The organism is Oceanisphaera pacifica (genome assembly GCF_017498065.1).
Lineage (GTDB): Bacteria > Pseudomonadota > Gammaproteobacteria > Enterobacterales > Aeromonadaceae > Oceanimonas > Oceanimonas pacifica.
In genome coordinates, this window is the sequence record NZ_JAGDFX010000009.1 from 40,441 (window position 1) to 63,882 (window position 23,442).

The window sequence follows — 23,442 nt, forward strand, 5'->3', positions numbered from 1 at the left end:
TACCCTTGCCGTTAGGGTTTTAACCTAACGGCAAATCCCGTAAACTTACGCACCTTTGCTTAAAAACTGCTTTGCATAACGCAAGCGGTTTTTGCATGCGTGAACATTAAGTGCGGCCGTGGGGGAATGGCCAATGGAACCCTACGGGCGGTAGCGTCGCTACAGCACAGTTTATTTTTCTTGTTTAGGTGTAGTGTCGATGAAGATTCTAATTACGGGTGGTGCAGGTTTTATTGGATCTGCTGTGGTACGCCACATTATCAATAACACGCAAGATGTGGTTATTAACCTCGATAAATTGACCTACGCCGGTAATTTAGAGTCGCTTAAGTCCGTTTCTGACTCTGAACGTTATCATTTTGTGCAGTTAGATATTTGTGACCGTGCTGGGCTAGACAAGGTATTTGCTGAACAGCAACCCGATGCAGTCATGCATTTAGCCGCAGAAAGCCATGTAGATCGCTCTATTACGGGCCCAGCAGAGTTTATTCAAACCAATATAGTTGGCACTTATAATCTGTTAGAAGCCGCTCGTGCTTATTGGAACGAGTTAACTGACGCTAAAAAAGCCAGCTTTCGTTTTCATCATATTAGTACCGACGAAGTGTACGGTGATCTTCCTCATCCTTCGGATGAGAGTGTTGAGTACGAGAAGAGCAATGTTGAATGTTCAATGTTGAATGCTGAATTAGATCAAAATAATTCAAAGTTCAAAATTCAAAATTCAAAATTGCCGTTGTTTCTTGAAACGACGGCTTACGCCCCTAGCAGCCCTTACTCCGCTAGTAAGGCTAGCTCCGATCATCTTGTGCGTGCTTGGTTGCGTACTTATGGTTTTCCTACCCTTATTACCAACTGCTCTAACAACTACGGGCCGTATCATTTTCCCGAAAAACTGATCCCGCTGGTGATCTTAAAAGCATTAGCAGGTAAGTCTCTCCCTATTTATGGTAAGGGCGATCAAATTCGCGATTGGTTGCATGTAGAAGATCACGCCCGTGCACTCTACAAAGTAGTAACAGAAGGCGAAGTAGGAGAAACCTACAACATTGGCGGCCACAATGAAAAAACCAATCTAGAAGTGGTACAGGCCATTTGCAATATTTTGGATGATGCTTTTCCAATTCAAAATTCAAAACTTAAAATTCAACATTACCAAGAGCTCATCACTTATGTTAAGGATCGCCCAGGCCACGATCGCCGTTACGCGATTGATGCTAGTAAAATAGAGCGCGAACTGGGCTGGACGCCTCAAGAAACGTTTGAATCTGGCATACGCAGCACAGTGCAGTGGTATTTAGACAATGAAGACTGGGTTACCAACGTACAAAGTGGTGCTTATCAAACTTGGATGAGCCAGCAGTACGGAGCCGAATAATGCACATATTATTGTTGGGTAAAAATGGCCAAGTAGGGTGGGAGTTACAACGTGCTTTAGCACCCCTAGGCACAGTAACGGCGCTAGATCGCCATTCAATTGATTATTGTGGTGATGTGAGTCAATTGGAGCAACTGTCTCGTACTATAAGTGAGTTAAAGCCCGATATTATTGTGAATGCTGCGGCCTATACGGCAGTAGATAAAGCAGAGTCAGACACTGAATTGGCTCAGTGTATTAATGGCGATGCGCTAGCTGTGCTAGCCAAAGAAGCAGAAGCATTAGGGGCTTGGTTGATTCATTATTCAACCGACTATGTTTTTAATGGCAGTGGCAATACGCCTTGGCAAGAGCAAGATACCCCTGCACCACTTAATGTGTATGGCGCTACTAAGCTAGCCGGCGAGCAGGCAATTCAGGCCCATTGTTCACGTTATTTAATTTTACGTACTAGCTGGGTGTATGCCGGTCGTGGCGCTAATTTTGCCAAAACAATGTTGCGCCTTGCTAAAGAGCGCAGCGAGCTAGGAGTAATAGAAGATCAAATAGGGGCACCGACCAGCGCCGAGCTAATTGCCGATTGCACTGCACATGCCATTCGCACATTAGTGCAGCATACAGCAGCGCCAAATGAATTAGCAGGTATTTATCATTTAGCGGCCAGCGGCCAAACTAGCTGGCATGACTATGCTGCATTCGTTTTTACGCAGGCACGCCTACAAGGTGAAACGCTAAGCTTAACCAAGCTTAACGCAATTGCGAGTGCCGATTACCGCACACCAGCACCGCGGTCGCTTAATTCTCGCCTTAACACCACTAAATTTAGTACCGCTTTTAATTTGGTATTACCGCCTTGGCAACAAGGAGTAACCCGCATGTTAACTGAAATTTTGGAGCAAAAATAATGGCTGCTCGTAAGGGTATTATTCTGGCCGGAGGCTCAGGCACTCGGCTTTATCCGGTCACTATGACGGTAAGTAAACAATTACTGCCGGTATATGATAAACCCATGATTTATTACCCACTCAGTACGCTAATGCTGGCAGGTATTAAAGACATTTTAATTATTAGTACGCCGCAAGACACACCACGCTTCAAGCAACTGCTAGGAGACGGCAGCCAGTGGGGCCTTAACCTGCAATATGCCGTACAAGAAAACCCAGACGGTTTAGCGCAAGCCTTTATTATTGGTGAAGACTTTATTGGTGACGATAATTGTGCATTGGTATTGGGCGATAATATCTTTTTTGGCCACAACCTACAGCCACAATTAGAGCAAGCCAGTAATGAACAAAGTGGTGCAACTGTGTTTGCTTATCATGTACAAGATCCCGAGCGTTATGGGGTGGTTGAGTTTAATGAACAGGGACAAGCCCTGAGTTTAGAAGAAAAACCAACTGTGCCTAAAAGTAACTATGCCGTTACCGGGTTATACTTTTATGATAATCAAGTTGTTGAAATTGCTAAAAATATTAAACCATCGGATCGCGGTGAATTAGAAATTACCGACGTTAACAAGATATATCTTGAACGTAATCAGCTGGCCGTAACAACCATGGGCCGTGGTTATGCATGGTTAGACACGGGCACCCACGAAAGCTTAATGGAAGCCGGCAGCTTTATTCAAACCATAGAGCAACGCCAAGGCTTAAAGGTGGCCTGCCCAGAAGAAATCGCCTATCGCAAGGGCTTTATTAATGCCGAGCAAGTACAAAAGCTGGCACAGCCGTTAGCTAAAAATGCTTATGGTCAATATTTATTAAACCTGATCAAGCCGGGGTATCGTGCATGAATGTCATTAAAACAGCTATTTCTGACGTATTGATTCTGGAGCCGAAAGTATTTGGCGATGATCGTGGCTTTTTTTATGAAAGCTTTAACCAGCAGCAATTTGAACAAGCAGTAGGTTATAGCGTTAATTTTGTACAAGATAATCACTCTCGCTCAAGCCAAGGCGTATTACGCGGCTTACATTATCAACTAGTACCTCATGCACAAGGCAAGTTAGTTAGAGTGGTGCAAGGTGAAGTGTTTGATGTAGCGGTAGATATTCGTAAAAGCTCACCAACTTTTGGGCAATGGGTGGGAGTTAACTTATCTGCAGAAAATAAGCGACAGCTATGGATACCCGAAGGCTTTGCACATGGCTTTGTCACCTTAAGCGACAGCGCCGAGTTTTTATATAAAACCACTAATTACTATGCGCCAGAAAGTGAACGCTGCATTATGTGGAATGACGCTAGTTTAAATATTGAATGGCCACTAGAGCAAACACCAACGTTATCAGGTAAAGATGCAGTAGATAGCTCGTTTGAAGATGCAGACTTTTTTATATGATTATTCAGTATCAAGCTAGTGTTGCTGAATATCAGAGGCTGTTTGATTACCGTCGATGCTATGGGTTGCCAGAAAGCCATAGCTAAGAAGGTTGTAAGCAAAGAGGCTGATTATCTACTGTTAGTTAAAAGCAACCAACCGAGCCTAGAAGCTGCGTTCGATAACTATTTTAAACTTGAGATGCTCCAACGTGGAGACGGCGATACCTACAGTGCAAAAGAGCAAAGGCATAGTCGGGTAGAAACAAGGTTATGCTTGGTCAATGACGACCTCTCTGTACTCGGTGATATTGCCTTTGAGTAGCCATAGCTTAAAACAATGAGCATTGTTGCCACCATACGGCAAGAGAAAGACCAACCAGCGACAGGCATTACGCTTCGCTATTACATTAGCTCCGCTCAGTTAACATCAAAAGAGTTATTAGAAGCTAGCCGAGCTCATTGGTCTATAGAACCGCAGCTGCACTGCACTGGCATTAGATGTTGGTATGCGTGAAGGTGAATGCCGGATCAGGCGTGAACAAGCAGGAGAGAATCTTTGTTGCGATACGACATATTGCGCTGAACTTACTTAGCGTAGACAACAGTTTTAAAGCCGGTATTAAAAGAAAGCAAAAACGAGCAGGCCGAAATAATGAATACCTATCGCGAGTCCTTGCAGGGCAAAGGCTTTCGTTATCTTGCCTAGCCCTTGAACGAACAGTATCTTTCAAAAGTGATTAAAATATAAGAGTTTATTCTCTTACTCTAGCCCTAGTCCGCATCACCCTTGTACACCGCTTTCATCTTGTCCCTAAATCCACTAGAATATACTGGTTTTGCAATTACGACCTTTCGCAAAATACGAATGGTTTGCAGGCATAACTTGTACTTATACTTGGCCGTGGGGAATGGCCTAATGAGCGGTAGCGTGCCCAAATCAAAATTATTCTTTCTTCCCGTCAACTTTATCTAGAAGATGTCCATGAACCAGACACCACAAAAGCAGGATGCTCAGTTTAGCCAGTCCCACTATCAGTCCTCCTACCACGATGATGCGATTTCGTTCGTTGATTTAGCTAAAATACTAGTGAAACGTTGGAAGTTAATGGTAGCTATCTTCGTTGTTGTAGTTGCTGTAGGCTCTTTTTATGCATTTACGCTTGCAAAAATGTACGAATACACCAGTGTTTACAGTGTCGCTGAGACAACAGTAGGTAAAAAGTTGGAGCCTATGACAGGCTTACAATCTAAGATCAAAAATGTTTATCTACCACAGCAAGTCAGAACCTTATTACAGCAGGAAAGCTTACCGTCGCTTCCTTTTAATATGAATATTAGCAGCCCCAAAGGCTCAGCTTTAATTGTACTTACTAGTAAATCTTCAGAAGTTAATAAGGAATTAGTGACTGCTTTACACAGTTCTATTTTGAAGCAGCTTAAAACAGAACAAGATAATCAGGTTGCCAGAAGAGTCGATTTTTTACAACAGCGCATAGCTTCTACAAAACAGAAATTCGAGGCTTTAAATAATGCTGATTCACCGAAAGAAAGTGAACTTGCTGCGAGTCTAATGACCACCATTGACAGTCTTGAATTGGCAGTTGCAAATTTCAATCCCAGTAGCATAAAAGCCAAGGCAATCCAAAGCTTGAATGCTAAAGGTACGAGCAAAAAATTAATTATGGCATTATCTATAGTATTTGCTAGTTTTTTAGCAGTATTAGGCGCATTTTTTAGAGAGTTTTATAGTCAGGTATATTACAGCCTACAGAAAGATAAAAAAAGCTCACATATATAAGACCATATCAATGTAACAGCTTAATAAGGCAATATGATGAATAATCCTAGTACAAGGCCGTGAAAAAACCTTATGTAGCAAGGCTTACAGCGAGGTATGATTTTGAATATAACAGCCACTTTGTACCTTAAATTGCGTCTTTATTAAAGAAAAATATGTTATTTATACGATTGCTTTGACGATCAATGCTATCTGTGATCATGTACTATCTTTTCAATGGTAATTCCCGGCATGAATGGACTCAGCCTTTTGGACCACTTGACTATTATTAATGACCCTCGCCAGCAGTGGAAAGTAGAGCATAAGCTGTCGGATATCTTGTTTCTTGCCATTGTTGCGGTGATTGACGGTGCTGAAGGTTGGGAAGAAATAGAGGACTTTGGCGTTGACCATTTAGAGTGGCTGCAACAATACGGAGACTTCGCCTTACGTTGATAAACAAGGGCATTCCCGTACAAGACACGATTGCTCGTGTGATGACAAGTGAGAGCTAAGTGGACTAGCTAAGATAAACTGGTGAAGAGTAAAGCGGAAAATCTCTAACAGCTGAAAAGAGAGCTGACTAGGATGAGCTAGTGAAGTGGTAGATGGACAACACTTGAACCTACTATTCCCTATTTTCCACTCCCTAGCTACGCTTTAATTTGTTTGTTTTTCTCGTCCCTTAACTCTTTACACTTCACCCATTGCCGTCTTTTAAGCGATACCGACAGTACAAAGGAGCAAGGGCATGGTCGGGTAGAAACAAGGTTATACTTGGTCAATAACGACCTCTCGATACTTGGTGATATTGCCTTTGAGTGGCCAGAGCTAAAAACAATGGGTATTGTTGCCACCATACGGCAAGAGAAAGGCCAACCAGCGACAGGCATTACGCTTCGCTATTACATTAGTTCAGCACAGTTAACCTCGAAGCAGCTTTTAGAAGCTAGCTGAGCTCATTGGTCTATAGAATAGCAGCTGCACTGGCGATTAGATGTTGGCATGCGTGAGGATAAATGTCGGATCAGGCGTAAACAAGCAGGAAAAACTTTGCTGCGATACGACATATTGCGCTGAACTTACTTAGCGCGGACACCAGTTTTAAAGCCGGCATTAAACGAAAGCAAAACGAGCAGGCAGAAATAATGAATACCTATTGCGAGTCCTTGCAGGGCAAGGGCTTTCGTAATCTTGCCTTGCCCTTGAACGAACAGTATCTTTCAAAAGTGATTGCAATGTAAGAGTTTCCTTCATGCTCTTGCCCTGTCTATACAAGTTACTGGCCGGGATAAGTTATCAGATTGGTGTTTTTTTCCACAGCGGTATATGAGGAAAATTGGTTTTGGATGCCGTACTTTGCTGCTCGATTTTCCGGGCGTAGAGTGCATGGTCGATCATGATATGGCGGTTTTGGTTCGTGATCAGGAGAAATTAAATTCAGCACTGGGAGGTTAGGGCAAATGGCTAGATTCGATTCTAAAGCCGTATTTGGTTGTAATGTGGGAGAGATGTCGTGATTCGGTACGGGCTGGATAATCCTCCGTTGCTAGCGCTCTATTATCTTTTCATTTCTTTTATCGTTGCTTCGATTTTTGGGGAGGGGAATGCAGCCTTCTACGTGGGTAGCCTCTCGTTTATGTTGGTGGTTTTGGTGCTGATAATGTACCAGGCTGGCTCACGACAGATGGTTAACCTCCACTTCCTTTTTCTCTGCTTGGTTCTGGTTCCATTACTGTTTTGCGGCCCATTCGAGCAGTACAGTCTTTATATGCGTTTTTTGGCACTGGAATTCTTGCTACTCTTCTTTCTGTTCACAGAGTTCAGAATTTCTCTTGAGGCATTTTCCCGCTGTTTAAACCTGAGTTATTTACTGTTTCTCATACTATCTTCCCTAGACTGGTTGGGTTTGGTATCTCTGGTACCCGATGATACTAAGAACAGCTTTTTTATATCCGTTGGCAGTTATACCATTGAGACCCTTTACGGTCTCGGAGGAAGTACTGCCGACATCGACTCTTATAGTGGACTGCTGCTGTTATGGAACCTGTTTATCAACCGAGGGGGGCGTTTCCGCTTGGTGATGATCGGCCTAAGTGCTGTGGCCATGATCCTGACTTTCCGTTTTACACCCATGGTGGCTTTATTGGCTGCTTGCCTTAGCTACTTGTTTGTATGGAACAGGTTTTTGGCAATATTGGCGCTGCTCCTAGCTATGTCTGGCTTTATTATTGTACTAGTGATTTTGCAAATTAACCCTGTTGCACAGGTTCCGTTTATGCCAGATACAGATTGGTACAGCCTGCTCTGGAAAGCAACCAATGCACGTAGCTCGATCTGGTTGAGACAGATTCACTATTATTTGACAGAGTTTCAATTATCCAGCTTATTTTATGGTCCGCTTGATGAGCGGATGACGGTCGACTTTATTGATGGGAACGGTCGTTATCACATGAGCAATTACAATCCGCATAATACTTATCTGGCGATGCTATTCCGTTCAACCGTGATATTTTCGATCTTTTATGCACTTTACCTTTGGGGAACATTAAGGAAAGCACGAAGAAACACATTTCCGTTACTTTTTTTTATCTCCATCGCTGCCTACACTAATACACACATCATAGGATTGCAGAACCCAGTTTATTTGCTGGTGATCATGTATATTTTGATAGCGGTACCACAAGGTCAATTTTCAGATGGTTATTTTATACTACCAAAAAAGAGAGTTTACGCTGCAGGTTTTTAACTATTTCTGAAAGGTCAATCCTAATATTGAATTTTTTTCAAAAAGTGTCATTTGCTCAACAAGAACCCCAGTGTTCGTTTTTATTTACCGTTTAGCCACATCATCTATGATAGTTTTTTAATATATCGGTAAGGTTCTAGTTGGTTGGATAAAAAAGGTTACGTCTACTTTTTTATTTGGGAAATGCCGTTTTTATTCCTATAAGTACCGTAGTATTAAGTCATTTAGAGTGTTGCGAGATTAGTAAGTGTGACATATTAGGCGACTTGTACTCGACTTTGCAATTCAATAATAGAATTCAATAGTAGCTAGCAATCTAGCGCGGATCATCAGAAGATTGTAGAAGGAATTATGCAGGATAGCGAATCAGTTTTATGTTTACATCAAGGTTCGGAGCTCTATGGCTCTGATCGTAGTTTTCTTTCGGCAGTACAGGCTTTAAGTGAAGGTAGTCAAAAGGTCGATGTAATCTTGCCGGTTGATGGCGAGTTGGCAGCCGAGTTCAGAAAAATTCCGGGACTTGGGCTGTCCTTCTATGACAAAGGGATCTTGCGCAAGCGTGAGCTGCTACGCCCTTTTTCCTTCGTCTGGCAGCTTGTGTTAGGTGTGCTGTTTTATCTGCGCACCTTTTCTGCCCATCGGATTATCTACATAAATACAGTAGTGATGTTCTCTGCACTGGTTGCAGCCTGTTTCTATCGCTTTTCCAGTCAACGAATCATCTGCCATGTACGGGAGATCCCAGGGCGGGCACAGCTGCTGCTCTTTCGCATGCTATTTCGGCTTGCCGGCGTAGAGCTGATCTATAACTCCGAGGCTACTCGCGAGGCCTTTGGTATGGCGGGACAGGTAATATATAACGGCGTGACCGCCGTGAGGGCTCTCTCGCCAGAGGAAAGCTCGATCGGTGTTGATGAACCGCTCCGATTACTTCTGATCGGGCGTATTAATCAGTGGAAGGGGCAGGACTTTTTTATTGAAGCTTTGGGGACCCTCACTATGGAGCAGCTCCAGCGTACAAGAGTACGCATCGTCGGTAGCCCATTTGAGGGATATGAATACTTGCTCGATACTCTAGCAGCTCGTATTGAAGCTCTTGGGTTGGAGGACATTATCGAAATGGTGCCGTTTTGCCCGGACCCTTCGGCACATTACCAATGGGCCGATTATGTGGTGGTGCCTTCGACCAACCCTGAGCCGTTCGGGCGCGTTGCCATCGAAGCTTTTTCCTTCGGTACACCGGTGATCGCAGCGGCGCATGGTGGGCTACTGGAGATAGTCGAATCGGGTAAGTCCGGCCTACTGTTTAGTGCGGCGAGTGTACCTGAGCTTGCCCAAGCACTGGTCGATGCTTTCGAAATGCCGGCTGATGATTATGCCCAGCTGAGCCAGAATGCTTTGAAGCGTTTCGAGAGCAAGTTTTCTCTAGCTATTTACAAGGCTCAAATTCGAGCCTTATTTTTTGACGAGCTTTAGGTTTTTATATGAGATCTCTGTTTATACTGGGTATCCGCGGTATACCTGCCCAACATGGTGGCTTTGAGACTTTTGCCGAAAAACTATCCCTTTATCTTGTAGAGAAAGGTTGGCAGGTTACTGTTTATTGCCAAGAAGATAGTGAGGGATCAATTTATGAGTCTCAATGGCAAGGGGTGAAGCGAATTCATATTCCAGTTAAGCGTGGCGGTGCAGCAGGTACTGTGATATTTGATTGGAAAGCAACACGGCATGCGCTTAGTCAACAAGGACTGTTTTTAACGCTGGGTTATAATACTGCCTGTTTTAATTTAATGCAGCGGCTAAAAGGTCAGACTAATGTCATTAATATGGATGGTATTGAGTGGCGCCGAGATAAATGGGGTTGGATAGCTAAAACTTGGTTTTGGTTAAATGAACGTGCAGGATGCTGGATAGGTAATCATCTGGTAGCCGATCATCCCAAAATTAAAGAGCATTTAGCTACACGGGTAAATGCTGATAAAATTACTATGATCCCTTATGGTGGAGACGAGGTTGTTAGTGCTGACAAAACATTGCTTGAGCCTTACGATTTAGAAGTAAATCAGTTTTCAGTGATTATTGCTCGTCCAGAACCTGAAAATTCATTCTTAGAAATGGTGCGCTCATTTAGCCTTAGTAAACGTAATCATAAACTGGTTGTGCTTGGAAACTTCACCCCAGAGGTTAATAGTTTTCATCGTTCTGTAATAGAGGCTGCGTCAGATGAGGTTATTTTTCCTGGTGCAATTTATGAGGCCTCGGTGGTACAAGCATTGCGATTTTATGCTCGTTTTTATCTTCACGGACATCGTGTAGGAGGAACAAACCCTTCATTAGTAGAAGCACTTGGCGCTGGATGTGCTGTAATTGCTCACGATAATCATTTTAATCGCTGGGTGGCAGGTACGGGCGCGGTGTACTTTCAGGATGAACAGGCTTGTGCCGAATTATTTGACAGCTTGCTGGCTGATACCAATCGTCAAGCTGAGATGAAATCTGCTAGCAGTACTCAATTTTATGAATATTTTACTTGGCAGCAGGTTCTTGCGGAGTACGAGCAGCTACTCCTATCATGGTATTCTAAAAAAGATATTAATTAATTTTTTGTAACTGAGATTTTCATGTCAAAAAAAACTAGTAAAATAACAGATCATTATCCAGCTCAGTTTATAATTCCAATATTTGATGCTGTTTTTTTATTAGTAGGTGCTCTACTAGCGAATGCATTACGATTTGATAGTGTAGATCTACATGATCGTTATTGGCTAGCATTGATAATTATAATACTGGTTGTCACCTTCATTAATAACTCAGTAGGAGCTTATGATCGTTGGCGTATTACTAAAACGTCTACCTTGTTAATTAGACAATTGTTAATATGGCTGATAGTTGGTGTGCTTATAACATCAGTTATATATATCACTCAGTCTGCTGAGCGATATTCAAGATTATGGATTGGACTGACATTAGTCATTTCTTTTATTTTGTCCGGTACCATGCGAGTTATTATTCAATTGCTGTTACGCCGTGCAAGATTACAGGGGCGAGCATTACGCTCTGTTTTTTTAGTTGGCCCCAGTACTAATATTAAATTAGTTGGTAAAGGCATGCGTGGCGCGCCAACCGAAGGATATTGTATTGCTGGGGTACATCGTTTAAGAGATATAGAAATAAACAATGAAGATTTAGCAAAGCTTGCTCATCGGGTAGCAGAATCTGGTGCACAAGAAGTGTGGATTTGTGTTCCCTTAGAGATGGGGGCTTTAGTGCGCTCTGTTTTTTACGCATTACGTCATCAAACTGTAGAAGTGCGCTTTATTCCTGAATTTAAAGATATGCAGTTGTTAAATCATAGAATGAGTGAGGTGGCGGGGCAGTTTTCTTTCGATTTAAGTATAACCCCAATGAGTGGTTTATCGCTGTTAATTAAAAGATTAGAAGATATAGTGCTTGGGGCGCTGATTAGTGTATTAATACTCCCTATATGTTTAGTGGTTGCTGTACTAATAAAGTTAAGCTCGCCGGGGCCTATTCTGTTTAAACAATATCGAACAGGGGTGAATGGTAAAAAATTCAAAGTTTATAAATTTAGAACGATGAAGGTGCACCAAGAAAGTAGTGGTCAAGTAACTCAAGCTAGCCGACAAGATCCCAGAATTACGCGTGTAGGAGCCTTTTTAAGGCGTACTTCACTAGACGAACTACCCCAGTTTTACAATGTGTTGCAGGGGCGCATGTCTATTGTGGGGCCTCGGCCTCATGCCCTTGCTCATAATGAACATTATAAAGAGTTAGTTGAGTCTTATATGAAGCGTCATAAAGTAAAGCCTGGTATTACCGGCTGGGCGCAAGTTAATGGCTTTAGGGGCGAAACAGATACTATCGAGAAAATGGAAGCTCGAGTTGAGCACGATCTCTGGTACATCAATAATTGGTCTTTATGGCTAGATTTAAGAATTATTTTTTGGACTATCTTTAAAGGCTTTATCAATAAAAATGCATATTGAACGGCAAACTGACCTTAGTACTTATACAGCCTTAACAGATATGGGCTTTGCTCGACGTTTAACGAGCTTAGCCGTTTTTTTAATGGGGGCGTTGGCCTTAGTGGTCGACAGTGGTTATAGCATTGGGCCGGCATTGCTTTTGTTAGCGAGTGTGAGTTTGCTGTGGCGCCGACCAGCACTAAATTTGCAAGCAGAAGACAAGTGGGTGTTGGCTGCTCTTGCCGGTTATAGTTTGTTATTTATTATTCAGCTATTTTTGGAAAGGGCTGACTCTAGCGCATTTGAACGGCCCAGTCGCTTTATGTTTGCTGTGCCGGTGTTATTGTTTGTGTTGGCGTACCCGCCTAAGTTAAGTTGGTTATGGAGTGGCCTAATTATTGGCTCGTTTTTTACGGGTTGTTGGGCTATTTGGCAAAAGTTGGTGTTGGGTGTTGAGCGAGCTACTGGTTATACCTATGTGATTCAATTTGGCAATATTAGTATGCTGTTTGGGTTGTTTTGTTTGGCGGGATTAGGCTGGGCAGTAATGCAGCCGAATGCCAAACGCTGGGTATTGTTACTGTTATTAGGTGCCGTTTTTGGTGCGCTGGGATCTTTATTATCTGGCAGCCGTGGTGGTTGGATAGGCTTACCCTTTGTGTTTTTAGTGCTATACCGGGCTTATGGTAACTTGTTATCTGCTAAGTTACGGCTTGGTATAATTGCAGGGTTATTGGCACTGGTTGCTTTGGTCTATTTTGTGCCACAAACCGGTGTGCAGGCAAGGGTACAACACGCATTTAATGACATTGAGTTATATGTAAGTGGTGAGAATAAAGCGACCTCGCTAGGGGCACGGTTTGAAATGTGGCAAGGAGCATTAATCTTGATCGCAGAAAAACCATTTACCGGCTGGGGCTGGAATGGCTATCGCCAAGGTATGCAAGAGCTAGTCGATAATGGCAAGGTGATTCCGTTTGTCGTAAATAATCATGCGCATAATGAGTACCTAGACAACTTTGCCCGTCGTGGCATTTTAGGTTTATTATCGTTATTAGCATTATATTTAGTGCCGTTGCGCTTGTTTGCTCGGCACTTGACTGAGCCTAATTTAGAGTTGCGCGCATTGGCGACTGCAGGAGCTATTTTGCCTGTGGCTTTTATGGATTTTGGTTTGTCGCAGGTGTTTTTTGGCCATAACAGCGGTGTAATGGTTTATGCTTTTTGGTTAGTTGTGCTGTGGAGTACGTTACGCGCTTATGAACAGCGTTTGCCTACATTAGCACAGCCTTAACCATTAGCTTGTTAACTTAGCTGTTTAACTAAAGTGGGCACATTACAAAAGCACTGAGCCTTAGGGTTGAGTGCTTTTTTGCTTTCACTTTTGTTTTCTCTGTCGCTTGGCGTTACAATTTTAGCCCGTTATTAAGCTGTTCCACCGTCGCCCTGCGCTGCAAGTTCGCATTACACACCGGGCGCCAACCCATAGAGACAAGATTCTAATGAGCAATATCGTCATAAAAACCCCGGAAGAAATAGAAAAAATGCGCGTGGCTGGTCAACTGGCTGCTGACGTACTAGAGATGATTGAAGAGCATGTAGCTGTGGGGGTAACCACAGAGAAGCTTGACCAAATTTGTCATGACTTTATTGTGAATGAGCAGCAGGCTATTCCTGCGCCACTGAACTATCATGGTTTTCCTAAGTCAATTTGTACCTCAGTCAACCACGTTATTTGCCACGGTATTCCGGCGGATAAAAAGCTCAAGGATGGCGACATTATTAATATCGATGTAACTGTGATCAAGGACGGCTATCACGGTGACTCTTCAAAAATGTTTTTTGTTGGCAAGCCCAGCGTTATGGCCGAGCGCTTATGCCGCGTTACCTTAGAGTGCTTAGAAATAGGCATTAAAATGGTGCGCCCTGGCATGCAGCTCGGTGATATTGGTGCGGCCATTCAAAAGCATGCTGAAGATCATAACTATTCAGTAGTGCGTGAGTTTTGTGGCCACGGCATTGGCGCCGAGTTTCATGAAGACCCTCAAGTATTGCACTACGGTAAACCCGGCACCGGCGAAACCTTAGCTGCGGGCATGTGCTTTACTATAGAGCCCATGATTAACGTAGGTAAGCGCCACAGCAAGATGCTAAAAGACGGCTGGACGGTGATCACCAAAGACCGCAGTTTAACCGCGCAATACGAGCACACTTTGTTAGTAACCGAAGACGGCTGCGAAATTTTAACCCTGCGTAAAGATGATACCTTGCCGAGGTTTATCACGCCAGAAAACAGCCTGTAAGCATTGGGTCTCGACCTAAAACACCAAACCTAAATCTGCCACGGAATACACGGAACCCACGGACAAAAAAGCAAACATCAATATTTTTATTGGTATTACCCGTGCTCTTCTGTGTATTGTGTGGCAATAAAGGTCTCATCTTTATGACCTTACAATAAAAAGCTTTTTTTAGATCTAATCCCTATTTTTTCGCGGGTTTAGTGGATTTTGTTGCAAGAAGGTTTTTAGCCTTATCGTTAAATATTTATAGCTTTTAGCGCCTGTTTTGTGGTATAAAACGCGCCGTAACTGTAAAGGAAAGTGTTGGTTTTTGACTGATAACTGACCGCTTATAGCTTACCGCTATGTTTAACGCTTTGGGCGTTAAACGAACTAACCTTTTTAACACACACACACATCGGCACATGCTCTAGGGTGCTCTTTTGAGTTGGAGACATGGGATGTGTGGAGGCCTAACCCACTACACTTATTTGAGGAAATCATGGCACAAGTTTCTATGCGCGACATGCTGAAAGCCGGCGTTCACTTTGGTCACCAGACTCGTTACTGGAACCCTAAAATGAAGCCGTACGTTTTTGGCGCTAGCAACCGAGTTCACATTATCAACTTAGAAAAAACCGTTCCTATGTTCAACGACGCGTTGAACTACTTAGGCAGCGTTGCTTCTAAGAAAGGTAAAATTCTGTTTGTTGGTACTAAGCGCGCAGCGTCTGAAGCTGTTAAAGAAGCCGCTACCAAGTGTGATCAGTTCTACGTTAACCATCGCTGGTTAGGTGGCATGCTGACCAACTGGAAGACTGTTCGTCAGTCAATTAACCGTTTAAAAGAGTTAGAAACTCAGTCTGCAGACGGTACTTTTGACAAGCTGACCAAGAAAGAAGCGCTAATGCGTTCTCGTGAAATGGACAAGCTAGAGAAGTCTTTGGGCGGTATCAAGAACATGGGCGGTCTGCCAGACGTATTGTTTGTTATAGACGCCGATCACGAGCACATTGCAATTAAGGAAGCCAACAACCTAGGTATTCCTGTAGTGTCAGTAGTAGATACTAACTCTAACCCGGATAACATCGATTATATCATTCCTGGTAATGATGATGCGATTCGTGCCGTTCAGTTATACCTGAGCTCGGCTGCTGATGCTGTTGTTGCTGCTCGTGCGCAAGACTTGGCCGTGCAAGCTGAAGACAGCTACGTCGTAGAAGAGTAATAAAGCAAAAAGCTTAGGCTTGCTTCTTTATTAACCATACGAAAGTGATGGATTAACAGGGGCCAAGTGCCCCTGTTTTCTTGTAGACTAAGATTGAGGATATTGATGATGGCAACTGTTACCGCGGCCATGGTAAAAGAACTGCGCGAGCGCACTGGCGCTGGCATGATGGATTGTAAAAAAGCCCTAACTGCAGCCAATGGCGACATTGAGTTAGCAATTGAAGACATGCGTAAGTCTGGTCAAGCAAAAGCCGCTAAAAAAGCCGGCCGTATTGCTGCTGAAGGTGTGATCCTGATGCGCCAGTCTGGCAACACTGCTGTTATAGTTGAGCTAAACAGTGAAACTGACTTTGTTGCTAAAGATGCGGGTTTCCGTGCCTTTGGTGAAAAAGTAGCAGACATTGCATTGGCTAATAAAATTAATGACTTAGACGCATTAAAAGCGGCTGAGTACGAAAACGGTGAGAACGTTGAAACAACGTTGATTAACCTGATCGCGAAAATTGGCGAAAACATGAGCCTGCGTCGTGTTGAGTTTGTTGAAGGTGACAACCTAACTACTTACTTACACGGCACCCGCATTGGCGTTATCGCTAACTTGAAAGGCGGTGATGAAGAAGTAGCGAAAGATATTGCTATGCACATTGCTGCTTCTAACCCACAGTTTGTTAAGCCTGAAGACGTGTCTGCCGACGTGGTAGCTAAAGAGCGTCAAATTCAAGTAGACATTGCTGTTAACTCTGGCAAACCACAAGAAATTGCCGAGAAAATGGTTGAAGGTCGCATGAAGAAGTTTACCGGTGAAATCTCTCTAACCGGTCAGCCTTTTGTTAAAGATCCTTCTATTACTGTAGGTGAGCGCTTGAAGCAAGCGAACGCCGACGCTATTAGCTTTGTTCGCTATGAAGTGGGTGAAGGTATTGAGCGTGCAGAAGAAGATTTTGCTGCAGAAGTTCAAGCGCAAATTGCCGCTTCTAAAGCTTAATAACGGCTGAATGACGATGAATTAAACCGCGACTTTGGTCGCGGTTTTTCTATAATCAGGAATCAAAAGCATGAGCAATCCTAAACCTGCCTATAAACGTGTTCTTCTTAAACTGAGTGGCGAAGCGCTGCAAGGGGAAGAAGGCTTTGGTATTGACGCCGTTATTTTAGAACGTATGGCGCAAGAGATTAAAGAGTTGTCTGAGCTGGGCGTGCAAGTAGGCGTTGTTATTGGTGGTGGTAACTTGTTTCGTGGTGCGGGTCTTGCCGAGGCGGGAATGAACCGCGTGGTGGGCGACCACATGGGTATGTTGGCAACCGTGATGAACGGCTTAGCAATGCGCGATGCCTTGCACCGTGCTTATGTGAATGCCCGTCTAATGTCTGCCATTACGCTAGAAGGCGTGTGCGATACTTATAATTGGTCTAATGCCATTGGTTTGTTACGCAAAGGCCAAGTGGTGATTTTTTCTGCGGGTACCGGTAATCCGTTTTTTACCACAGATTCTGCTGCGTGTTTACGTGGCATTGAAATTGAAGCCGACGTAGTATTAAAGGCCACTAAGGTAGATGGTGTATACAGTGATGATCCGGTAAAAAATCCGGATGCTGAGTTGTATAATCACTTAGGTTATAACGACGTGCTAGAGAAAGAGCTTAAAGTGATGGATCTAGCCGCCTTTACCTTGGCAAGAGACCACGATATGCCAATTCGTGTGTTTAATATGAATAAGCCAGGCGCACTGCGCCGCGCCATTATGGGCGAAACCGAAGGCACGTTAATAAGCCGCAAGCTTTAATAGACAGCTGGAAGCTAGAAGCTGAGAGCTTAGAGCTTAGAGCTTAGAGCTTAGAGCTTAGAGCTTAGAGCGAAAAGAGTGGATTGCCACGCTGCGCTCGCAATGACCCAAAGGTTCGTCATTGCGAGGAGTGAAACGACGCGGCAATCCAGGTTTAGTAACGAGTGGTTTGAAGAATGGATTGCTTCGTACCTCGCAATGACATCCTTCAAGGGTAGTGAACAGGGGTTAGGGACTTGGGAATAGGAAAGCAAGCATCTAAATCATGTGGGTCATTGCGAGGAGCGTAGCGACGCGGCAATCCATTTAACAGACAGTGATAAGCTTTAAAGGGTGAAGCGGACAAGCGACCCCTTAAGAGATTAAAGATTTTTTGCAACGGAAGAACGCGGAAGGACACGGAAAAATTAGGCTGAGATAAGAGCGAAAAGTACCAAGATATCTATTGGTAAGTTCTTAACCATTAAGGTGTTTTTCAGATTTTATCTCTATTTTTCTGCGGGTTCCGTGGATTCCGTTGCAGATATAGGTTTTGGGTTTGATTTTACTTAACGCTGATAACTTAAGGAAAAAACCGTGATTAATGAGATTATACAAGACGCGAAAGAGCGGATGGAAAAAAGCCTTGAGTCACTTAAAGGCCAAATGAATAAAGTGCGCACGGGCCGTGCTCACCCAAGCTTGCTAGACACTGTGTATGTAGACTACTACGGTGCGCCTACTCCACTTAAGCAGGTGGGTAATATCACCACAGAAGACTCGCGTACCTTGGCGGTAACTGTGTTTGATAGCACCATGATTAAAGCAGTAGAAAAGGCCATTATGAGTTCAGATTTGGGCTTAAACCCAAACAGTGCCGGTACCTTAATTCGCATTCCGCTGCCAGCTCTTACCGAAGAGCGTCGTAAAGACCTAATTAAAGTGGTACGCAGTGAAGCAGAGCAAGGCCGCGTGGCTATTCGCAACATTCGTCGCGATGCCAACGGTGACTTTAAAGCCTTGTTAAAAGAGAAAGAAATCTCTGAAGATGATGATCGCCGTGCACACGACGACATTCAAAAGCTAACAGATGCATCTATCAAACAGGTAGATGAAGCGCTGGCAGCTAAAGAAAAAGAGTTATTGGAAATTTAATCCATACATCGGTTATAGTGACCAACGCCGCGCGGCTGCCTGCGCGGCGTTTTTCTTTGTGCAGGAGCGTATTAAATGCCAACGACCGAGACAGTGGCAGCATGTAAAGACACCACACTTCCTCGCCATGTGGCCATTATTATGGACGGTAATGGCCGCTGGGCCGAGCTGCGTGGAAAGTTTAGGGTAAGTGGCCATAAAGCCGGTGTAAAATCGGTGCGGGCTGCGGTGCGCTTTGCGCATCAACTAAATTTGGATGCCCTTACCTTATTTGCTTTTTCGAGCGAAAATTGGCGCCGCCCTAAAGAAGAGGTAAGTGCGCTAATGAGCCTGTTTATGACAGTGCTGGGCTCAGAGGTAAAAAAACTGCACCGTAATAATATTCGCTTAAAAGTGGTGGGCAACTGGGACGGCTTTAGTGACAGCTTACAACGCAAAATAGCCGATGCTCAGGCGTTAACCGCCAATAATACCGGCCTTACCTTAAATATTGCCGCTAATTACGGTGGTCGCTGGGATATTACCCAAGCGTGTCGCCAAGCCGCCGAGCAGGTGGCCGGTGGTAAGATTGCGGCGGCGGATATTAATGAAGATTATTTGAATAACCTGATGTGCATGAGCGATCTGGCGGCAGTGGATTTATTAATTCGTACCGGTGGTGAGCAGCGCATTAGTAATTTTTTGCTCTGGCAGCTGGCCTATGCCGAGTTACATTTTACACCGGTATTGTGGCCCGATTTTGATGAAGCCGCCTTTAGCGACGCCATTGCCGCCTTTGTCAGCCGAGAGCGCCGCTTCGGCTGCACCGGCGAACAAATTAGAGCTTTGTTGAAAGCGTAAATTTAAAGCTGGAAGCCTGAAGCTGAGAGCTGGAAGGGCAATGTTGAATGTTGAATGAAGTTCAAGGGCTTATGCTGTTGTATCGTCATTGCGAGGAGCGCAACGACGCGGCAATCCAGTTTACAGACAGCCATACGCTTTACGCTGAGCGCTGTACGAAAAAGCAAAACCGGTGTTTATTTGTAGGGGCGAATTTATTCGCACAAAAATGACAGCGCCTAGCGCCTAGCGCCCAGCACCAAGCTAAAAGAGAAAGCCCCAGTCAATCAGCCTGGGCTGCTTTCTTTGACGTAAGGCGGTCGGCGTAAAACGTACCGTGCTCTTTTGGTCGAATGAATTCGACCCTACACAGGGTTTTATTGTTTAACGTAAGGCGGTCAGCGTTAGACGTATAGCTTTCGTTTGGGAGGGATTGCTTCGTCTCTCGCAATGACAAGCAAACTAGGGTTTGTGTTTAGTTTTTTAACTTCGAGCTTCAAGCTTATAGCTTCAAGCTTTTAGCTGTGTTTTAAGGATTTTACTTTGTTAAAACTAAGAATTATTACGGCTTTGTGTTTGGTGCCTGTGGTGTTGGCGGCGATGTTTTTTTTACCGTTAACTTACTTCTCGCTGTTTGCCGGCGGGGTGTTTTTGCTGGCGGCGTTTGAATGGGGTCGCTTTATTGATGCAGAGCGCTCTAGTGTGTTTATGGTGTCGTTGGCTCTAGTGCTGTTTGGCTTAATGGGCGTTGTGCCTATTGAGCATATATGGAGCGCAGAGGCGGGGCCCAACACATTGGCTAATGGCTTATATAAGTATGCAGCTTGGTTATTAAGTGCAGGTGCTGTGTGGTGGTTAGTGGCTCTTGGTATGGTGGTTAGTTTTCCGCGTAGTAGTGCATTATGGCGTGAAAACCCAGCGACTAAGGCGATGTGTGCCTTATTTAGCTTGGTACCCTTTTATTTTGCACTGCTGGCGCTGCGCAGTTATCAATATGACGTAGACACCTATTACGGTGCTTGGTTACTGCTGTTTGTAATGTCACTGGTATGGGTGGCTGATACTGGCGCTTATTTTGCGGGTAAAGCCTTTGGTAAGCGTAAGCTGTGCCCTAATGTAAGCCCGGGCAAAACCCTAGAGGGGATGTTGGGGGGCGTAGTGGCGGCCACTGTGTTGGCGGTGATTGTAACGCAAAGTGTTAATTTGGCACCGGGGCAAAGCCAGGTGTTGTTAATTGCTTCTGTAGTGGCGGTATTGGCCTCTGTGTTGGGTGATTTAACCGAGAGTATGTTTAAGCGCGAAGCGGGCTTAAAAGACTCAGGTTCTATTTTGCCAGGGCATGGTGGCATTATGGATCGCATTGATAGTTTAACTGCAGCACTGCCGGTGTTTGTGGTCGTGGTGTGGTTGTTAGGATGATGCAAACGCTTACTGTATTAGGGGCGTCTGGCTCTATTGGTCAAAGTACCTTGGCTGTGGTGCGCCAACATCCTGAGCAGTTTTCACTTTTTGCCCTAAGTGCGTATCGCAATGTGGCGGCCATGGTGAAAGACTGTGTGGAGTTTGTGCCTCGTTATGCGGTTATGGTTGATGAGGTGGCGGCCCGTGATTTGCGTCATGAGTTGGCGCAATTGGGCGTTAATACTCAGGTATTAAGTGGCGCCAATGCGCTTTGTGAAGTGGCTCGTGAGCCCGAAGTGACCACGGTAATGGCGGCCATTGTGGGGGCGGCGGGTTTGTTGTCTACCTTGGCGGCGGTAGAGGCCGGTAAGCGAGTGTTGCTGGCCAATAAAGAAGCCTTGGTCATGAGCGGCGAGCTGTTTATTAACAGTGTGCACCGCTATGGCGCCGAGCTATTACCGATAGACAGTGAGCATAATGCCATTTTTCAGTGCCTGCCAAATACCTTGCAACAAAACCCGGGGCGCGGTTGCTTAACAGACGCGGGTGTCAGTAAAATTTTACTCACTGGCTCGGGCGGCCCGTTTCGTTATACCCCTATCTCTGAGTTAGCCGCGGTTACGCCGGCACAAGCCATTGCTCACCCTAACTGGTCTATGGGGCCGAAAATTTCAGTCGACTCCGCCACCATGATGAATAAAGGTTTGGAATATATAGAGGCGCGCTGGTTATTTAATGCCGCGCCTGAGCAAATTCAGGTATTGGTGCACCCGCAGTCTGTGGTGCATTCTATGGTGCAATATTCCGATGGCTCGGTATTGGCGCAACTGGGCCAACCCGATATGATGACCCCCATTGCTCATGCCTTGGCTTATCCTAATCGGATTGCCTCGGGCGTGGCGCCTCTTGATTTTTGTACCCTCAGTGATTTAAGTTTTATGGCGCCCGACATGGGGCGTTACCCGTGTTTAAAGCTGGCTATAGATGCCTGTGCCAGTGGCCAAGGGGCCACCACAGCATTAAATGCGGCTAACGAAGTGGCCGTGGCAGCTTTTTTAGCGGGCCAGTTAGGCTTTATGGCGATAGCAGAAGTGAATGAGGCGGTGATGCAGCAGTTGGGCAGTACGCAAGTGCGTCATTTAGATGACATAATAGCGCAAGATACTCGGGCACGAGACTGTGCAACAGCAGAAATAAGGAAGCGGTAATGGGCGGCTTTTTGTGGAACTTGGGCGCATTTATTGTGGCGCTTGGCGTATTAGTGGCCGTGCATGAATTTGGTCACTTTTGGGTGGCCAGACGCAATGGCATTAAAGTAGAGCGGTTTTCTATTGGCTTTGGTAAAGCCATTTGGCGCAGAGTGGGCAAAGACGGTACCGAATATGTACTGGCGATGATCCCGTTAGGCGGTTATGTCAAAATGCTCGACAGCCGAGTAGAAGACGTGCCCGAGGCACTAAAAGATCAGGCGTTTAATCATAAGTCTGTATGGGCAAGAATGGCGGTGGTAGTGGCCGGGCCAATGGCAAACTTTGTGTTTGCCATTTTTGCGTTTTGGCTGATGTTTTTAATTGGGGTGCCGGCAGTTAAGCCGGTGCTTAATGAAGTTACGGCTTCATCACCCGCCGCAGAAGCTGGCCTATTACCGGGGATGGAAATTCAAGCTATTGATGGTAAAGCTGTGCGCACGTGGGAAGACGTTAACTTTGCACTGATCGGTCGTTTAGGGGACGACAGTACTGAGTTTGCAGTGAAAAATAGTGCCGGCCAAGCTCAGCAAGCCCGTATTAACTTAATTGGATGGGAATTTGATCCCGACGAACAGTCACCCATAAGCGCACTTGGGTTAGTGCCTGTGGGGCCCAAGTTAACGCTTACCGTGGCGCAAGTGCTTGAAGATGGGCCCGCTAGTCAAGCTGGCATAAAAAACGGTGACCTGTTACAAGCGGTAGATGGCGAAACGCTAACCGACTGGCAACAGCTGGTGAGCAAGGTGCAAGCCTCTCCTGAAAAAGAATTGGAACTGGATGTGCTGCGCGAGGGTCAGAGACTCAGCTTAGTACTTACCCCTGCTCGTCACGAGACCAGTGAACGTGTCATTGGTTATGCCGGTTTGGCGCCTAAAGTGTTGCCCGTGGCGGACGAATATCGCTTTGATTTACGCTATGGCCTGTTTTCGGCTGTGGGTGCCGGGATAGATCGCACTTGGGACTTAACGGTACTCACCTTTCAAATGCTGGGTAAGTTAGTAACGGGCGTGGTGTCGGTTGATAATTTAAGTGGCCCTATTTCGATTGCCAAAGGGGCAGGAGCGACCGCCGATTACGGCTTGGTGTACTTTTTAGGCTTTATGGCATTGGTGAGTGTTAACTTAGGCATTATTAACCTGTTACCTCTGCCGGTGTTAGACGGTGGCCACCTGTTGTTTTACATCATTGAAGCCATTACCGGCCGTCCGGTACCAGAAAAAATACAAGAAGTGGGTTTTAAAATTGGCGCCGCATTATTAATGATGCTAATGGGCCTAGCGCTATTTAACGATTTTACAAGGCTGTAACCCTGACTGATGTTGTCATTGCGAGGA

Annotated in this window: 19 protein-coding genes and 3 pseudogenes; all 22 read left to right on the forward strand. The window is 44.9% G+C overall.

Annotated elements, in window-relative coordinates:
• Positions 1-199: 199 nt before the first annotated feature.
• The 22 genes and pseudogenes from J3U76_RS08895 to rseP all read left to right on the forward strand — a co-directional run bounded on the left by J3U76_RS08895 (position 200) and on the right by rseP (position 23,415).
• Positions 200-1,378 (forward strand): dTDP-glucose 4,6-dehydratase, encoded by a 1,179-nt coding sequence (locus J3U76_RS08895; protein WP_208005623.1) that lies wholly within the window; start codon positions 200-202, stop codon positions 1,376-1,378.
• Positions 1,378-2,283 carry a dTDP-4-dehydrorhamnose reductase gene (rfbD, locus tag J3U76_RS08900; protein WP_208005624.1) on the forward strand — a complete coding sequence of 302 codons (906 nt, stop codon included), beginning with the start codon at positions 1,378-1,380 and terminating at the stop codon, positions 2,281-2,283. The genes J3U76_RS08895 and rfbD overlap by 1 nt, the downstream gene beginning before the upstream one ends.
• Positions 2,283-3,170: a glucose-1-phosphate thymidylyltransferase RfbA gene (gene rfbA, locus J3U76_RS08905; RefSeq protein WP_208005625.1), complete on the forward strand. Its 888-nt coding sequence runs from the start codon at positions 2,283-2,285 to the stop codon at positions 3,168-3,170. The genes rfbD and rfbA overlap by 1 nt, the downstream gene beginning before the upstream one ends.
• A complete protein-coding gene (gene rfbC, locus J3U76_RS08910) occupies positions 3,167-3,715 on the forward strand; it encodes a dTDP-4-dehydrorhamnose 3,5-epimerase (protein WP_208005626.1) in 549 nt (182 codons plus the stop codon). The genes rfbA and rfbC overlap by 4 nt, the downstream gene beginning before the upstream one ends.
• Before the next feature lie 15 nt (positions 3,716-3,730).
• Positions 3,731-4,437: pseudogene (locus tag J3U76_RS14480) on the forward strand (ISAs1 family transposase); the annotation flags it as partial.
• A 241-nt stretch (positions 4,438-4,678) separates the two neighbouring features.
• Complete coding sequence (locus J3U76_RS08920; protein ID WP_208005628.1) at positions 4,679-5,494, forward strand: Wzz/FepE/Etk N-terminal domain-containing protein; 816 nt, start codon at positions 4,679-4,681, stop codon at positions 5,492-5,494.
• A gap of 231 nt (positions 5,495-5,725) precedes the next feature.
• Positions 5,726-5,917, forward strand: a pseudogene (locus J3U76_RS08925) (transposase family protein); the annotation flags it as partial.
• A 288-nt stretch (positions 5,918-6,205) separates the two neighbouring features.
• A pseudogene (locus tag J3U76_RS14485) lies at positions 6,206-6,665 on the forward strand (ISAs1 family transposase); the annotation flags it as partial.
• Positions 6,666-6,989: 324 nt separating this feature from the next.
• A complete protein-coding gene (locus J3U76_RS08930) occupies positions 6,990-8,222 on the forward strand; it encodes a hypothetical protein (RefSeq protein WP_208005629.1) in 1,233 nt (410 codons plus the stop codon).
• A 351-nt stretch (positions 8,223-8,573) separates the two neighbouring features.
• Complete coding sequence (locus tag J3U76_RS08935) at positions 8,574-9,698, forward strand: glycosyltransferase family 4 protein (RefSeq protein WP_208005630.1); 1,125 nt, start codon at positions 8,574-8,576, stop codon at positions 9,696-9,698.
• Between the two features lie 8 nt (positions 9,699-9,706).
• Positions 9,707-10,822 (forward strand): DUF1972 domain-containing protein, encoded by a 1,116-nt coding sequence (locus J3U76_RS08940; RefSeq protein ID WP_208005631.1) that lies wholly within the window; start codon positions 9,707-9,709, stop codon positions 10,820-10,822.
• 21 nt (positions 10,823-10,843) lie between these two features.
• Positions 10,844-12,229, forward strand: a complete 1,386-nt coding sequence (locus J3U76_RS08945; protein ID WP_208005632.1) for an undecaprenyl-phosphate glucose phosphotransferase — start codon at positions 10,844-10,846, stop codon at positions 12,227-12,229.
• On the forward strand, positions 12,219-13,502 hold the full coding sequence (locus J3U76_RS08950; protein WP_243454163.1) for an O-antigen ligase family protein: 1,284 nt from the start codon (positions 12,219-12,221) through the stop codon (positions 13,500-13,502). The genes J3U76_RS08945 and J3U76_RS08950 overlap by 11 nt, the downstream gene beginning before the upstream one ends.
• A 208-nt stretch (positions 13,503-13,710) precedes the next feature.
• Entirely contained in the window at positions 13,711-14,511 is an 801-nt protein-coding gene (gene map, locus J3U76_RS08955) for a type I methionyl aminopeptidase (protein ID WP_208005633.1), read from the forward strand.
• Positions 14,512-14,992: 481 nt separating this feature from the next.
• Positions 14,993-15,718: a 30S ribosomal protein S2 gene (gene rpsB, locus J3U76_RS08960; protein ID WP_208005634.1), complete on the forward strand. Its 726-nt coding sequence runs from the start codon at positions 14,993-14,995 to the stop codon at positions 15,716-15,718.
• A gap of 108 nt (positions 15,719-15,826) precedes the next feature.
• The gene (gene tsf, locus J3U76_RS08965; protein ID WP_208005698.1) at positions 15,827-16,705 is read left to right on the forward strand and encodes a translation elongation factor Ts; all 879 of its coding nucleotides are present in this window, start codon (positions 15,827-15,829) and stop codon (positions 16,703-16,705) included.
• A 70-nt stretch (positions 16,706-16,775) separates the two neighbouring features.
• The gene (gene pyrH / locus J3U76_RS08970) at positions 16,776-17,504 is read left to right on the forward strand and encodes a UMP kinase (protein WP_208005635.1); all 729 of its coding nucleotides are present in this window, start codon (positions 16,776-16,778) and stop codon (positions 17,502-17,504) included.
• 576 nt (positions 17,505-18,080) lie between these two features.
• Positions 18,081-18,638, forward strand: coding sequence for a ribosome recycling factor (gene frr / locus J3U76_RS08975; RefSeq protein ID WP_208005636.1), 558 nt, complete (start codon positions 18,081-18,083; stop codon positions 18,636-18,638).
• 75 nt (positions 18,639-18,713) lie between these two features.
• Positions 18,714-19,478 (forward strand): polyprenyl diphosphate synthase, encoded by a 765-nt coding sequence (gene uppS, locus J3U76_RS08980; protein WP_208005637.1) that lies wholly within the window; start codon positions 18,714-18,716, stop codon positions 19,476-19,478.
• Positions 19,479-20,000: 522 nt separating this feature from the next.
• Complete coding sequence (locus J3U76_RS08985) at positions 20,001-20,876, forward strand: phosphatidate cytidylyltransferase (protein WP_208005638.1); 876 nt, start codon at positions 20,001-20,003, stop codon at positions 20,874-20,876.
• Positions 20,876-22,066: a 1-deoxy-D-xylulose-5-phosphate reductoisomerase gene (gene ispC / locus J3U76_RS08990; protein WP_208005699.1), complete on the forward strand. Its 1,191-nt coding sequence runs from the start codon at positions 20,876-20,878 to the stop codon at positions 22,064-22,066. The genes J3U76_RS08985 and ispC overlap by 1 nt, the downstream gene beginning before the upstream one ends.
• Complete coding sequence (rseP, locus tag J3U76_RS08995) at positions 22,066-23,415, forward strand: sigma E protease regulator RseP (RefSeq protein WP_208005639.1); 1,350 nt, start codon at positions 22,066-22,068, stop codon at positions 23,413-23,415. The genes ispC and rseP overlap by 1 nt, the downstream gene beginning before the upstream one ends.
• The last annotated feature ends 27 nt before the right edge of the window (positions 23,416-23,442 follow it).